At 45.0% G+C, this 15,149-nt stretch carries 12 protein-coding genes; 3 read left to right on the top strand and 9 right to left on the bottom strand.

Annotation, left to right across the window (positions count from 1 at the left end):
• Window positions 1–389: 389 nt before the first annotated feature.
• From AAHF22_RS04495 to AAHF22_RS04480, 4 genes are all read right to left on the bottom strand, one after another.
• The gene (locus tag AAHF22_RS04495) at window positions 390–1,937 is read right to left on the bottom strand and encodes an acetate--CoA ligase (RefSeq protein WP_347324105.1); all 1,548 of its coding nucleotides are present in this window, start codon (window positions 1,935–1,937) and stop codon (window positions 390–392) included.
• Window positions 1,938–2,232: 295 nt separating this feature from the next.
• The gene (locus AAHF22_RS04490) at window positions 2,233–2,826 is read right to left on the bottom strand and encodes a ferric reductase-like transmembrane domain-containing protein (protein ID WP_347323768.1); all 594 of its coding nucleotides are present in this window, start codon (window positions 2,824–2,826) and stop codon (window positions 2,233–2,235) included.
• A complete protein-coding gene (locus tag AAHF22_RS04485) occupies window positions 2,807–3,838 on the bottom strand; it encodes an FAD:protein FMN transferase (protein WP_347323767.1) in 1,032 nt (343 codons plus the stop codon). Before AAHF22_RS04485 ends, AAHF22_RS04490 begins: the two co-directional genes overlap by 20 nt.
• Window positions 3,839–3,988: 150 nt before the next feature.
• Window positions 3,989–4,492: a hypothetical protein gene (locus tag AAHF22_RS04480; protein WP_347323766.1), complete on the bottom strand. Its 504-nt coding sequence runs from the start codon at window positions 4,490–4,492 to the stop codon at window positions 3,989–3,991.
• A gap of 329 nt (window positions 4,493–4,821) precedes the next feature.
• Between AAHF22_RS04480 and AAHF22_RS04475 the strand changes: the two genes are divergently transcribed.
• Window positions 4,822–5,496 carry a response regulator transcription factor gene (locus AAHF22_RS04475; RefSeq protein WP_347323765.1) on the top strand — a complete coding sequence of 225 codons (675 nt, stop codon included), beginning with the start codon at window positions 4,822–4,824 and terminating at the stop codon, window positions 5,494–5,496.
• The gene (locus tag AAHF22_RS04470; protein ID WP_347323764.1) at window positions 5,462–6,907 is read left to right on the top strand and encodes a sensor histidine kinase; all 1,446 of its coding nucleotides are present in this window, start codon (window positions 5,462–5,464) and stop codon (window positions 6,905–6,907) included. The genes AAHF22_RS04475 and AAHF22_RS04470 overlap by 35 nt, the downstream gene beginning before the upstream one ends.
• Before the next feature lie 253 nt (window positions 6,908–7,160).
• Here AAHF22_RS04470 and rhaD read toward each other — a convergent pair whose 3' ends face one another.
• The 3 genes from rhaD to AAHF22_RS04455 form a co-directional block, all read right to left on the bottom strand.
• Entirely contained in the window at window positions 7,161–8,009 is an 849-nt protein-coding gene (gene rhaD, locus AAHF22_RS04465) for a rhamnulose-1-phosphate aldolase (RefSeq protein WP_347323763.1), read from the bottom strand.
• Between the two features lie 559 nt (window positions 8,010–8,568).
• Entirely contained in the window at window positions 8,569–9,891 is a 1,323-nt protein-coding gene (locus AAHF22_RS04460; RefSeq protein WP_347323762.1) for an MFS transporter, read from the bottom strand.
• Window positions 9,892–10,305: 414 nt separating this feature from the next.
• Window positions 10,306–11,340 carry a quercetin 2,3-dioxygenase gene (locus tag AAHF22_RS04455; RefSeq protein ID WP_347323761.1) on the bottom strand — a complete coding sequence of 345 codons (1,035 nt, stop codon included), beginning with the start codon at window positions 11,338–11,340 and terminating at the stop codon, window positions 10,306–10,308.
• Window positions 11,341–11,565: 225 nt separating this feature from the next.
• Between AAHF22_RS04455 and AAHF22_RS04450 the strand changes: the two genes are divergently transcribed.
• The gene (locus AAHF22_RS04450) at window positions 11,566–12,495 is read left to right on the top strand and encodes a helix-turn-helix domain-containing protein (RefSeq protein WP_347323760.1); all 930 of its coding nucleotides are present in this window, start codon (window positions 11,566–11,568) and stop codon (window positions 12,493–12,495) included.
• Between the two features lie 491 nt (window positions 12,496–12,986).
• On the opposite strand, the gene AAHF22_RS04445 is transcribed toward AAHF22_RS04450, so the two are convergent.
• On the bottom strand, window positions 12,987–14,063 hold the full coding sequence (locus tag AAHF22_RS04445; protein ID WP_347323759.1) for an SDR family oxidoreductase: 1,077 nt from the start codon (window positions 14,061–14,063) through the stop codon (window positions 12,987–12,989).
• A 103-nt stretch (window positions 14,064–14,166) separates the two neighbouring features.
• Window positions 14,167–14,913 (bottom strand): DL-endopeptidase inhibitor IseA family protein, encoded by a 747-nt coding sequence (locus tag AAHF22_RS04440; protein ID WP_347323758.1) that lies wholly within the window; start codon window positions 14,911–14,913, stop codon window positions 14,167–14,169.
• Window positions 14,914–15,149 lie beyond the last annotated feature (236 nt).

Here is a 15,149-nt window from a genome sequence, read left to right as displayed (position 1 = left end):
AATCGCATTAAAATGAATATCTAATCTGCTTACTTATATGAATTCTTTTTCGATACTCTTTATGCCGTTTGTGACAGGCTCATTTTGCAAGTACAAATATGGATGGATATGGATGATGTAGGAGATGACTACTTATTTTAACTATTTTAAATTTTTCATCTATTGCATTTTTCGGCTATATTCACAAATTTATGTACAGCATGATTTAAACTGTCAGATTAAACATAAAAAAGCATCTTTTGCAGCCAGTCCATCTATCGCTACAAAAGATGCTCTTATATTGAATATTTGCAGTATTCGTCTATTTGTCGTTGGAATCGTTGTGCAATCGGCATGGCGAACCCAGGACTGAAATACGGACGAATATGAGATCGCTCTATTCGGGCAAATTAACCCTGCTCAGAGCGGAACGCACGCTTCTCCGCTTCGCGTAGCTCGATCCGGCGTATTTTACCGGAACTAGTTTTAGGAAGATCGGCTACAAATTCGATTTTGCGTGGGTATTTGTATGGAGCTGTCCAGTTTTTGACATGATTTTGCAATTGTTTAACAAGTTCTGGACTTTCTTCTACACCATCACGCAGCACGATAAAGGCTTTGACTACATTACCGCGAATCTCATCCGGACTTGCCACGGCAGCACATTCTTTGACAGAAGCATGCTTCATCAGTGCTTCCTCTACTTCAAATGGGCCAATCGTATAACCTGAGCTAATAATAATATCATCTCCGCGTCCTTCAAACCAGAAATACCCTTCTTCATCACGGCTGGCACGATCGCCGGTGACAAAGTAATCGCCACGTAGGCTTGCCTCTTTACGCGCAGGGTCCAAATAATAACCGTGGAATAAGGCTGGCATATCTGTACGTACAGCGATATCCCCTACTTCGCCGGCTGGAAGCGGCTTGCCATCTTCATCGATCACTTCGACAAGTCCGGGTGCGATCGATTGTCCCATCGCGCCCAGACGAATAGGTGCATCTTTTAGATTACCGATAATGAGTGTGCTTTCCGTCTGTCCGTATCCATCTCGAATCGTAATATTAAAATGACGCTCAAACGTATGAATCACTTCTTGATTGAGCGGCTCGCCTGCCGATACAGCACTGCGAAGCTGAGACAGGTCATATTGCTCCAAACCTTCTGTTTTTGCCATTAAACGATATTCTGTCGGCGTACAGCAAAGCACATTCACTTCATGCTCTTGCAGCAGCTCCAGATAACGGTGCGGTTTGAAACTACCATTATATGCAAGCCCGGTTACGCCCCAGCCTAATACAGACAGGAACGGACTCCAAATCCACTTTTGCCAGCCCGGTGCTGCTGTTGCCCAGACGATATCCTGCTCACGAATGTCAAGCCAGGGACGGGTAATACGCAGATGCGCATAGCCCCAGCCGTGACTGTGCACTACGCCTTTCGGATTACCGGTTGTACCGGACGTGTACGCCAGAATTGCCATATCATCGCGATGTGTATCGGCAGCAGTAAAGCTGGACGGTTGCTGTTCCATGAGCTGATCCAGTCCATGCCAGCCCTCTAATACTTCTGCATGATCCGCAGACACAGCGATCTTCCATGCCCAATCTGGCAATTCCTCATCGATGCTATCCACTTCTGATGTTACGCTGGACCAGGCGATCACGGCCCGTGCACCAGAGTTACGTAGACGATACGCTAGATCCTTAGCACGTAGCATCTCAGAGGATGGAATAATAATAATGCCGCTTTTCAGACAGGCCAGATAAATAACATAAGCGATAATCTGTCTTGGTACCATGACCAGCACCTTGTCTCCCTGCTGTAATCCAAGCTGCTTCAAGCCGTTTGCCAATTGATTCGCCTGCTCCAGTAGTGCGCCATATGTGATATCTTCATGGTTGCCTGCTTCATCTAACCATTTTAAAGCAAGGCGTGCAGACGGATGTTTTTCCATTTCAGAGGTGATATTATACCGTTCGGGTGCGATCCAATCTTGATAATTCAATTTCATTACTCCTTTATATGTTCAAATGGTTTCAATCGTCCAGAGTGTTCTATATAGTATAGCACGTCTTAGTACCAGGTTCTAATACTAATTTAACATTGCCAGCATTATACCATACTCAGACGCAAAAACGCACAGACGGTATCCGGTCTGCTGATGCAGTCCTGGATTCCTCTATGCGTCTATATTATTTAAACAAAACCTTGTTTATTTTGAGCTACTATTGAAGCTTTTATGTTGACGTTTATGCCGCAGCTGTTGGCTTGGATGCCGCCAGTTTACGAGCTGTTGGCTTTTTGAACAAAAAGATACGTGCATACAGCAGGATGAACGTAATGGTAGCGGTCACCACATACATCCAGAAAATTGGTGCAGACTTTACATCTGTGCCTAGCAGCATACCGTGCACGAGCGCCATACTATACGTAGGCAATGCTAGAAAATGAATAGCACGCCAGACCTTTTTCCCTACCTTTTTCATCATGTCTGAACTCAGCATAATGATCAGGAACAGGTACAATGTCATCGTTCCAAGCCCGGTCCAGATTGGTTTGTATGGAGCCGTAAACGGAATCAATATATTCCAGATTGAATAGTGAATATAATCATCAAATACAAGCACCAGTCCATGCACCATACCAAACAATAGACCGAACCAGCCGCACCACTGGTGAATGAGACTGACTATTGCTTTACGTTTGCCTTTGGCAAAGCTGCTGCCTTGCAGTAAGCCTGCACTGACGGCTACGAATAACAGCAAATATGCTGTTAATCCTGCTGCTCGCGATGTATACCATACACTTACATATTGTCCGATCTCATGCCATATGTTGCTCATAAGTGATCCACTCTCCTTGCCTGTAAAATTGTCCATAGTGAGCAATAGGCCCATCAATAACACATATGCCATCGTTACGAATACCGATCATCGCTGCATCAGAACATTGTCGACGTAGCCAGCCTGGACCTTCATCTGCTCCTAAAATGAGTACACATTTGGCATAGACTTCGGAAAGGGTTAACGATGGACTGATCACCGTCATTTGTACCCATTCCGATTGTGCCGATGTTCCACTACGCGGATCAAGCAGATGATGATACGAACGCTGATCGCTGCCCTGCCAGCTACGCCGCAGCGTGCTGCTCGTTGCGATACCGGCATCTTGATTCAGCTCTATCGTTGCTGCTGTCCTATGACTTTCCCACGGATCAGCAATCTCTACATGGTATTCTCGCTGCTGGCTTCCCCAGATGACGAGATCACCACCGGCATCAATCATACCGCTACTTTCCCCTTGCTCCTGTAACATCATCGCTAGTTGGGCTGCGCTCCAGCCTTTGGCAATGCCGCCTAGATCCAGCTGTACGTCTGGATGCAGATGAATCGTTTGCAAAATCGGATCCAGTGTATATAGCCTTTTTCCGAAGGTTCCAGTCGAAATCAAACTTATAGCTGATGGAGCTTTTTGTACGTTTTGTGTTTTTTGTTGCTTTTGTTCCTGTTGTTGCGGATCAGCAATCATTTGAAGTGTGGACTGATGCCCTGAAGAACGTTCCCAATCCATAATACGGTCATAACCGAGCTGACATAATCGTTGTCCCATAAACGGATTGAACAAACCGTCTGTTTGCTCGTAAAAATGCAGTGCCTCTCTTGCCGCCTGATACATTAATGCTGAAGCATAAAATGGATAGCCTGCCTGCGCATTTAAGTGGGACAATTCACTATCCCGCTTGAAGCGACTCAAATGTCGCTCCACAAAAGCAAACCATGACTCTGCTTCTACCTCATGCCCCGCCCGTAAACCGGCTGTATGAAAGCTCGAATTCATTGCTTGAAAACGATGCATATCGTTTCCTCCTGTCTTGACCGCTGATGTCGATCAAAGCATCTTCATAGTGCTAACGACTGTTTACATGACTCCCTTTAGGTAGCTTTGAAAATCATGTCGGTATCTTTAAAAAGATGAGTTATCACATGACGATATCGCCGTTCTCCATCACGAAGCATGTGTACGCGGACGAACCGTTGTTTCCTGAGAAGCAGAAGTTGCAGCTGATGATTCAGGTGCGACGGTTGTATGCTGTTTCGATGATGAGCTTGAAGAGCCGCTATTCGTAGATGATGCACCTGTTGAACTGTGCTTTGATGTGGTTGACTTTTGGCTCGTCGTATCCGAATGGGCTGTGCGGTGTGCCATCTGATCATGATGCTTAGCCGCTGTAAATGTCGGTGCGGTTGTCATCGTGTCTACATAGCTGCCGTTTTGCTGATTCGCTTGATTATTCGTTTCCTGTTTCCACTGATTTTGGAGTGAAGCGGACACCTGCTGGTCTGGATCCGTCGCTGCTGCTGCCGTTGTCGTACCTGTAGTCGTATCATTCGTAGTTGCGGCGGAAGCGGTTGTTTTGCCTGTATATCCGATAAAGCCGACAAAGCCTGTAAATACAAGTGCGCTTGATACACCGGTAGCCCATTTAATTAATGTTTGATTTTTCATCATGATCACATTCCTTTATTGTAGGATGGAAAGAAGACTTTCATACATGGAAGCAAAACTTCAATTCGTGCATGGAAGCAAGACTTTAATTCGTAGTTCGCTGCTTTTCGTGCCGCGTTGCAGCTACTTGATGGTACTGAGTGTAATCGGCAATGGTGAAATTATGGTGAAATTGTGACGGTTGATATCTTTTTTTTAGCTACTATGATAAAAATCAATACCAGGCGGACACCGCTAACAAACGATAGGCTTCTGAATTTCATTCCATTTTCACTCCAACATGATATGCTGAAATTAGGATGGACTACACGATAGAAAGATGAGGGAATGCGATGCATATTCTGCTGGCTGAAGACGATACGCGTCTGGGCGAATTGATCGTACACATGTTACAAAAAAAGGCAGGCTATACGGTAGACTGGGTTACAACGGGCAATGATGCTTACGCCCATGTAGAATATGGCTCTTATTCGATTTTGATTCTGGATTGGATGATGCCGGATGGTGACGGGTTAAACTTATGCTTACGGCTTCGTAAAGAAGGTTATACAGGCGCGATTCTGATGCTAACCGCGCGCGATGCACTACAGGATCGGATTGATGGTTTGGATGCGGGGGCGGATGATTATCTCGTTAAGCCATTTGAGATCGGAGAATTGTTGGCACGATTACGCGCATTATCCCGGCGTAATTATGCACCTATTCAGACAGAGGAAATGAAATTCGGTGAACTTGTGCTCAATCGCACCGAACAAAGTGTATCGCTCGATTCTCGTTCGGTACAGCTCACGCCGCGGGAATTTCAACTATTCGATCTGCTTGTACAAAATCGTGGTGTTGTACTAACACGTGAGGTTATTTTGGATCGGGTATGGGGAATGGAAAGCGATGTGGGACCGAAAACGATTGATGCTACAATCAAGCTATTGCGACGTAAGCTTGCCGAGTTGGACAACAAGGAGCTGATCCAGAGTGCACGAGGACTCGGTTATAAAGTGGACAAATAGATGGCTGCGCAGACGCCGTCCGAACGACAATATTTTCAAAAAAACACAGCGTAATCTAACCTGGAAATATAGTATGATTCTGATCGCTTTCCTGCTCTTATTCGTCCTTATTTTGTATGGATTGCTCTACTATTTGCTGATTTTCAGTCCAACGATTGATGTTCGCGAAACGATGGAACAGAAAATACACGGATTGATGCAGGATCGTCAGGATGATAGCGACGATTCGCTCGATGAATATATCGAATACTACACCCTGTATGATACGTATGCGATGGGCAATGTGTTAATTGAACCGAGCGGTGAGATCAAAACCGGTACTTCGATCTACTCTGCTAGCCTCAAAACACTCATTCAAAAAGCACGGGCACATGGAACGCAACTTCCGGTTAATCGCAATCAACATGTGTTACTTGCAGGCAGTGCGATTCGCTTACCAGAACAGCGACAGGACGAGGACAACGATGCGCCCAAACTAAAGTCGTTTTCCAATGATGCTTTAAAACCACAGCCCATTCGGATGATTATTACTGGAGAACCACTGTACAGCAAAGGCAAGCCGATTGGTACACTGTATGTAGGTAAAGATGTCACCGGCTCGTATCATCAATTTTTCAATTTAATGATGTGGCTGGGGGCGGCATTTCTGCTCTTTTGTGCGCTGGCTGTATATTTTAGTTACCGGATGGCAGCGAAAGCGATGGTGCCGATTTTTGCATCGTATGAACAGCAACGCAAATTCACCGCCGATGCTTCACACGAACTGCGTACTCCGCTCAGCGTGCTGCTCTCCTCGATTGATACGCTGGAAATGGAAGAATCGGTTGAACAGAATCCGTTTGCTGCTAAAGTCGTGCACAATATGAAAGAAGAGATTCGGCGCATGATTCAGCTATCTGGCAGTCTGCTTACACTGGCACGTTCGGATTCAGGTCATAGCGAGTTACACTTGGATGAGCATCATCTGGAGACCGAAGCAGCACGCACGGTCGAGTCGATTCGTCCGCTAGCCGTAGCTAAAGGGATTGAACTACATTATGATCTAGCGGATGCCTTCGTTATTCGCTGTGATGCAGAGCGTATACGTCAGCTGTTTATTATTTTGCTCGATAATGCGGTCAAATATACACCGCCAGGTGGACACGTGTCGCTCACACTGGAATGGATATATGAAAAGCCATATGGTGTGCTGATCAAAGTAAGTGATACTGGAATTGGCATACCGGCAGAGGATCAGCCGTATGTGTTTGATCGTTTTTATCGTGTCGATAAATCGCGCACGCGTCAGGTTGAAGGCTATGGATTGGGGTTGTCGATTGCACGCTGGATTACCGAAGCGCATCAAGGTTCGATTCAGGTGTACAGTTCGCCAGGGCAAGGAAGTACGTTTATCGTGCGATTGCCCGTGTAATCTTGCACTCATTTTCTTATGCTCTTATTTTCTGGTCTTCGTTCTGTATGTTTTATACTTATGTAAGTTTGCACAGTTTTATTAAAATATTAAACACATATCATATGGCGTTTCGTTTATAGCCATAAAGAAGCAAATTATAAACCCACCAGATCACATGCGCCGGAAATGATAGTGCGCATGTGATCTGGTGGGTTTGTTGTAGCTATCTATGCTAGTTCAATTGTATTCATTTCGTTCATTCCTATCCGGGTTATAGCTGCAAAATATCCGGTCGCGGCGTTACGCCAAATGCTGCTGCCAGCGCAGCCAGCTCACCATCCGTAATGTTCTGACGTCGGGGCAAATGCGCGATCAGCATATAGATTTGTGCCGCTTTTTCGATCGTTTCGATTAAGCCGAATGCTTCATCAATTGAATTGCCCGTACCGAAAATGCCGTGTTGTGGCCAGATGACAGCACGATAATGTTGCATCTTATCGGCTGTGGCGCGTCCGATTTCGCTCGTACCTGGAATCATCCACGGCACGATGCCAACACCATCGGGAAAGACAACGATGCATTCTGTACACATTTTCCATAATGTTCTGGTCAATTGCCGCTCATCCAGTTCATGCACAAACGTCATTGCCAGCGTATAGGTCGCATGATTATGAATGACGACCCGATGTTGTGGATCGATGTGCAATCGTTCCCTATGTGTAATAAAATGAGTAGGCAATTCACTCGTCGGTACAGCACCATTATGCAATCCCCATAACACTTCAAGCTGCTGTCCATCCGCCGATACACGTATTACACCGAGATTGCTCTCCGGGTCATCCATCACATTTTTAAAATACTTTCCCGAACCGGTAACGATAAAATACTTCCCTGCCAGCTCTGCCACTGGAAATGCAGGCTCCAGCGTTCGCTTTACATGCGTAATGTCCAGATAACGAGCCACCTCTTGCTCATCCAAAATACAGCTAATATTTCCTCCATTGCGCTCATCCCAGCCTGAACGCCACATACATAACGTGATTTTCGCCATTTCGTGTATGAACGGGATGTCCAATGGATGATGCCAGGCTATTGTGTGATGGTTATTCAATGTACTCATCGTATTCGCCCCTTTAATGGAAATGATCTTATGGCTACATTGTTATTTTTTTCACATATATCTTTAAAAATGGTTGCCTTATATTGCATGAAGTCAGGTTATAGCAGTGAGATACGGTAGCTTGTATTAAACAGCATTAGTTTAATCTCTTATACTATCTTTAGATTAAATCTTTACCAGGGTAATGTCAATAATAAACGGACATAATCAAAAATAAATAAACTTTTAACGCCCGTTTATATTTGAAATATATACAAATTTAAATCGGATGTATGTTTTGATATGCATTTTGCAATATAAATTTGATTATATGCGAAATGTAAATAGAGGAACAGAAATACAATCTTCTGCTCCTCTATCGCCAGGTATTCAATTTTTCTTCTTTTATACTTGTACTTTTATTGTACTTGTATTGTACTTGTATTGTAACCTGTGCTTTCATGTATTCCTTTTACTTATGCTTCTACCTGTACTTGTGTTTCAGTATTTCTTCGAATGGTGTATCGTAGGCTGTACAGTTACAGTTTGGCTTTTATGTCAGCCTTATCGTATCAATAACTCATGATCTGCGTAATTGCCGAAAACCGAATAGCCACACCAGCGCCATCCAGATCATAAATACAAAGAAGATTATACTGAACAGGTTGCCCTGCCCACTAAAAAATAGCATATTAGGCGACCAGCTATCATATCCTCGATCCAGCAGCAATCCAAGCACCGTCGTACCGATTGCTCCGCTAATAAAGCTAAGCATCATATACATCCCCATGCCAACTCCAACCTGCGTCCCATGCAATGTACGAGAGACTGCATTAGCGAGTCCAATCTGAGCAAAAGTTAGTCCTGTATTGCCTACAATGAGCAATAGCATGATGACGATATACGAGCCACCGGTGAATAGCGCAATCAATCCATACGTTAGCAGCTGTAATGTAGCAGCAATACGGAGTAAGCGCATATTGCCATGTCGATCTGCGATACGTCCACCGATGATTCCGAATATAGCCGCAATCAAAGCTCCCGGAAACATGACAAGCCCAATCGTAGACGAGCTTAAACGATTCACGGTACTTAATAACTGTGGGATCAAATACGGCACACAAAGATTAAACACAAGCAGCAGACAGGCAATGAGCATCGTAACTGTATACGCTCGATTGCTGAATAGAGCAGGATCGATAAACGGTTGCGGCGCTCGTCGAATATAAACGATACAGACACCAAACATAAACAAGGCGAGCACAGCGAGTATGAACGACCATGTTGTGATTGCCAGTAATACGAGCGTTACCGCCAGCGCCAGCAATACACCGCCCGGCAAATCAATACGCACATTCCGCACTTCGTCTTTTTGCAAATAAGCTCGAAAAAAAGGAATGGTAATGAGCGACAACAGGCTGATCGCAAACAAATATCGCCAATCTGCGAAGCTCGTTACTAGCCCACCCACAATCGGTCCCAGCGCGGTACCTAATGCCATGCCTGATGACGTAATGCCTAACGCACGACCACGCTGCGATGCATCGACATAACGAATCGGAATCACCATCGATGCTGCTGGAATGACCGATGCACCAGCCGATTGCAAAATTCGCCCGGCTACGACCATCGCATAGTTGCTAGCGGTAAAACCGAGCACAGAACCAACCGCAAACAACAACAAGCCAAATGTAAGCAGATTTTTTAAGCGGTATCGATCTGCAAGCTTGCCATACGTGACAGAACCGATCGCATAAATAATAATATAACCGGTCACAACCCAGCTTACCTGCGAGCTAGTCAGTTCAAATTCTGCTCGTAATGCAGGTAATGCCACATTAAACATCGTCGAGTTCATAACCGATAAAACCATAGAAAACGCCAGAATTACAATAATTTTCATCATTCATCTACCTTACTGTTCAGCACCATCACATCTACGTCCAACGACGAGATGACGCTCTAATATGACTATACTCATCCGATATATTAAAAATTGTTAGCTTTGCTTTGTTACTACTGGTTAGACTCACTTCGTCGATGCTCATCAAATTTACTTCGTAAGTTTTCATTGGACTTACTTCATGAGTGCTCATCAAATTCGTTTCGTCAATGCTCGTTAGGCTTACTTCATCAGTATTCATCAAATTCGTTTCGTCAGTGCTCGTTAGGCTTACTTCATCAGTATTCATCAAATTCACTTCGTCAGTGCTCGTTAGACTTACTTTATCAGTGCTCATCAAATTCACTTCGTCAGTGCTCGTTAGACTTACTTTATCAGTGCTCATCAAATTCACTTCGTCAGTGTTCATCACGCTTATTTTGCATGAGCATTAGGCGGGCCAACAATTTTCAAATCGAGCTGATCGATATGTTCCATCAGTCGATCAATTCGGGCGGCTCCAGGTTCACTTGGGAACATATAATGTTCATATGGATCACCTAATAAACGGAAAAATGGTTCAAATAGTCCGCTGGCAAGCACACCCACCACTTTTGTAAAATGATCCTCCAACCGATAGGAGTGTACCGTCCCTGCCGGCACATGCAAGAAATCGCCTGGGAATAGCTTGATCTCCTGTTCATTCGCCCACATCGTCATATGACCTTGTGTACAAAAGAAAGTTTCCGTATGATGCTCATGATAATGCGAGATGATTTCATCCCCTTTAGGTCCATCGCTAGCAACAACGATATATTCGCCATCAGTCGTCGCCTGTGTAGCAAGCAGTCGATGAACCTGATCTCCGGTCAACAGACGTACTCCTTCCCCACTTTCCAGCACATAGCTGATCGCCGCTGAAGGTAGTTCAGCATTGCTAACAAGCTCATATTGTTGTGGAAATATCGTATCTTCTTTCGCAAATCTAATATCGGTCTGTTGTTCTACGAGCTGACGTTGCTGGTCGGTAACACGATGCGATGAATAAGGTAAATATTCGATCGGTTCGTGAACTTCACCAAGCAAAGGATAGATTGCTGTCAGATCGGCACCAATTGAATAGGAGATGAAGCGGTTGCGGTGACCGAGCATCTGATACGCGTGGGCAGTACCAGGTACAATATGTGCATAATCACCCGGCAATAGCATATAGCTCTCTGAACCGATAATGAATTGTACTCTTCCTTCCAGCACATAGATCGATTCATAAGCAGCGGTATGGGTGTGTAGTGGAAAGCTTTCTCCTTTTGCCCCACCGATTACGACGGCTGAAAGCATCTGTCCGGTGCTAGCTGCATCTGCGATAATGGTCGCCACTTGATTACCGAACAAATATCGCTTTCCTTCACCTCGGCGAAGCAAATAAGGCATTTTCTCATGTGGTAAATGGGTAGTTAATGGTGTAGTCATCCTGAACCTCCAAATAGTGAAATAGGCTACTAACGCCTGAATACCGCATTTTTATGCGATATCCATGCACTTGCTTTATTTATTGTAGCCAACTGTGAAAATTTGAAATATAGTTAAAGACGACAGCTTTATGGGCAATTGCGACATTGTCCTGTCATTTTTAAATTGCAATTTCATTTACATGCTATTTCTTTACGTTACGCTTATAAAGGGGCAGAACTTACGATGACACGATATACTCCACCTACGCCGTTTGCGCTTGCACCATTAGCCAGACATTCATTTGAAGAAAATAATCCGCTCGCCTTTATGATAATTGATATCGATGCCGATCATTCGTACCAGCAGCATGCCCATGATTTTTATGAAATTATTTATATTTCAGAAGGCAGCGGACTGCTGTTAATCGAAAAGCAATGTTTTCAAGTGCACCAGGGCGAGCTATTTTTCATTCCACCGGGAATTACACATATGCTGCAAAAGCCAGAGCATGCTCAAGAGCCACTACAAATGATGAACTGTTTGCTAAAATCCGAGGTATTATGCCCAGAAATAGATACCCATGCTTTAATCTGGGATGAGGAATTTGGGCATATGGCTGCATTTTTCCGACAGACTGAAAGCTGGCTCAGTTATCGCCAGCAAAATGGGGAACTGGCACGCATTTTATACGGTATGCATATTAATACAATGAATAAGCCGCCAGGCTATCGTCATAAACAATATATTTTACTGCTCGATTTGCTGCATACGCTATATGTACAGCATCAGGTACAATTCCCACACACACGAATGGATATCGAAAATCCGGTCGAGTTCACATTAGGCTATATTCGTATGCACTACCGTCAGCCGGTGAAGCTGGAAGAGCTATGTGACTGGCTCGCAATTAGTCCGCGGCACGTACAGCGTCTGCTCAAGCAGGCAACTGGATTTACATTTATCCAATTGCTGCAACACTGCCGTGTGCTGCGAAGCTGTGAACTGTTGTTAGAGACCGATTGGAATGTGCAGCGAATTGCTGAAGAAGTTGGCGTGCACGATATGAAATATTTTTATCGTATATTTAAAGAACGCTGTCATATTACCCCTTCTCGCTTCCGTATTCAGCATAGGCAGGTCACGGAAGAAGCGGCAGAATCAGCGTTGTCGTAGAGGTTTGGGGGTTCTTTAATTTTACCGTTATCGAGATGCTAGTATGGTGTATACAGAACTATGAATATGCTTGTTGAGAAAATCTATACTTATCATACGTGTAAACGAGAGCACATTGGATATTGCCGTAGCAAGGATCAAAATAACATACACTAGATGACATTAACATTAATAGCCCCTTCTCCTGCCGTTAAGCAGATGAAGAGGCTATTTTGTGTTGATGATGTCTATGGTCATGATACGGTTGCGCTGTTCTTTGTGTGCCTGATGCGATCATCTTATCCTACATGAATACGATCATCTCGTACATGATCAGAGAACGTTACTCCCCAAGACTCTAAGGAAAAACGGGAGCACATCCTTAATGGGCATATAGGCAACTATAATAACAACACGCTATGCTTCTATATACGCTGCTGTTACCATTTCGATAGGCTAGTTGTGTATGTCAGATGGCTTGCATCGCTTGCACCTATAGTGTTGGATTACACTTATTGCGGTGCATCATGATCGATCGTTTCCAGCGGCAGACGTACCGTTGTTGTTGTGTCGCGATCACATTTATTTTTGGCAAAGGCAAAGACGAGTGTTGCCAGTCCTGCCAGAGCAAGTGTAGTGATCACCGGATGACGATTAGCTTCGACATACAGGCTGCCTTTACGAACATGTCCTTCCTGACTGCCACGTTCATGCAGGCCATAGCCTGGGTTGTACAAAGCGCTCTTTTCCTGCGGAATAGATGGACGTTCTTTCGACTGCTGACCGCGGAACATGAGCGATTCGAACAGAATATCTGTCAGACGCGGTGCCGCATTGCCAAACATCGCACCAAGACGTGCCTGTGAACCGACAAACATATCACGCTTTGGATGCTCTGCTGCATACAAAATCGCACGTGCTACCGATTCTGGTGGATAGATCATACCACGATGGGCAGGCTGCTTGTCGAGATAGCTATGTGCATGCTCATTGTATGGTGTATCGATCCGGCCTGGATGCACAAGCGTTACCGATACGGGCGCCTTGTCCTTTTCCAGCTCCATACGCAGATTTTCTGTCCAGCCATGTACAGCATATTTGGCAGAAGAATATGTCGATTGCAGCACGACACCGCGATCGCCAAATACGCTACCTACATTGATCAGTGCACCGGGTACACCTCGCTCTATAAAATGCTGCGCCGCTACGCGCGAGCCGTACACAACGCCCCAGTATACGGTATCAAACATACGCTTCATATCATCAATGCTAACTTCGGTCGATTTGCCAAAGATCGATACACCTGCATTATTCACCCATGTATCAAAACGGCCAAATGTACGAATGGCTGTCTCGGCTACACGCTTCACATCTTCTTCTTTACCTACATCGGCTGTAACCCATGTTGCAGGATAACCTTTGCCGCGAAGCTCAGCAGCCAGTTGAATAATAGCCTCTTCATTACGCGCAGCCAGTACGACCTTCGCACCTTTAGCTGCTGCCATTCTTGCTGTCACCAGACCGATACCGCTTGATGCACCGGTAATTACGATAACCTGGTCCTTAAGTTTTTTGAGTGTTATTGCCATGATGGTGACCCCTCCTCGAAATAGTCTCTACCACAATTTACCCTCATCGCATTCATGCCAATCCATCGAACGACAGGATGCTGTTCGAAACGGCGATTCATCTTTAAAAGATCAGATGCGGAGCGGTGTTTATTTTCCATAGTCCATCTACCAGACTAAATTTGACGACGATCCGTTCTACTGGCTGTGCGTTGCCTGCATAAGGCACGGTCAGACGATATACACGCGCTGTATCGGTCATGCTTAGCATTTTGGCTGTAGAGCGATTCCACTCTAGCAAGCTGCCACCATCTGCGTCCAGTTGCGCTGTGCGCCCATTATACTGGATAAAATATTTACCTATCAGTGCGTCACTTGCCTGACGGGTAAATGTCTGCTGTAGATAGTTTCTGAGCTTCACGCTGGTACCGATATCGTCAGACAGATAACGATACGTCTGCCCTTTGAGCTGGAATGTGCCCGCATTCGCTTCGACTTGCCCACCAGCCATCACATAGGCGTAACGCTTCTGCGCTTCGACCATAAGCGGAATAGCGGTCGTGCTATTAAGCTTGGTCACACCGCCCCATTCTCCTGTCATCTCTGTAACCGTAACGGATGGAACCGATGGTTGCGTCGTTGCAGCAGGTGCCGTGGATGTAGACGGTGTGGACGAAGTCGCTGCATTAGCTGCATTATTCGTAGTGCTCTGAGCTGGTGCTGGCGTTGTCATCTGTGAAGCGGGTTTACCTGGCGGAAGCAGCACAGGTGTGATCGTCTGGGCTGATGCAGCACCGGTATGTCCGTATAATGTAACGGTGACAACTGCACCAAGCAGGCAAGCATTTGTTAACATTGTAGTTAAACGCATAGGTTTATTCATTCCTTTCGATTATGCATGAATTGGAGTAACATACTCCTATAGAATAGTTGAAAATAAGCGAAAACGCTATGCTTCAACTATACTACAACCCGTTCAGATAGACCAAGTTCAGACGATTCGTCTCATTAAAAGCATATAAAAAAGCATATAAAAATTCCGGCTCCCTATCATCGGAAACCGGAATTGGACGGGACTCTAATCAATATCCACTGTGACGGCATCGC

Origin of the sequence: Paenibacillus wenxiniae (assembly GCF_039822605.1) — a bacterium.
Classification (GTDB): domain Bacteria; phylum Bacillota; class Bacilli; order Paenibacillales; family Paenibacillaceae; genus Saccharibacillus; species Saccharibacillus wenxiniae.
Note: the sequence above shows the minus strand (reverse complement) of the source record. Positions and strands in the feature narration are given on the sequence as shown.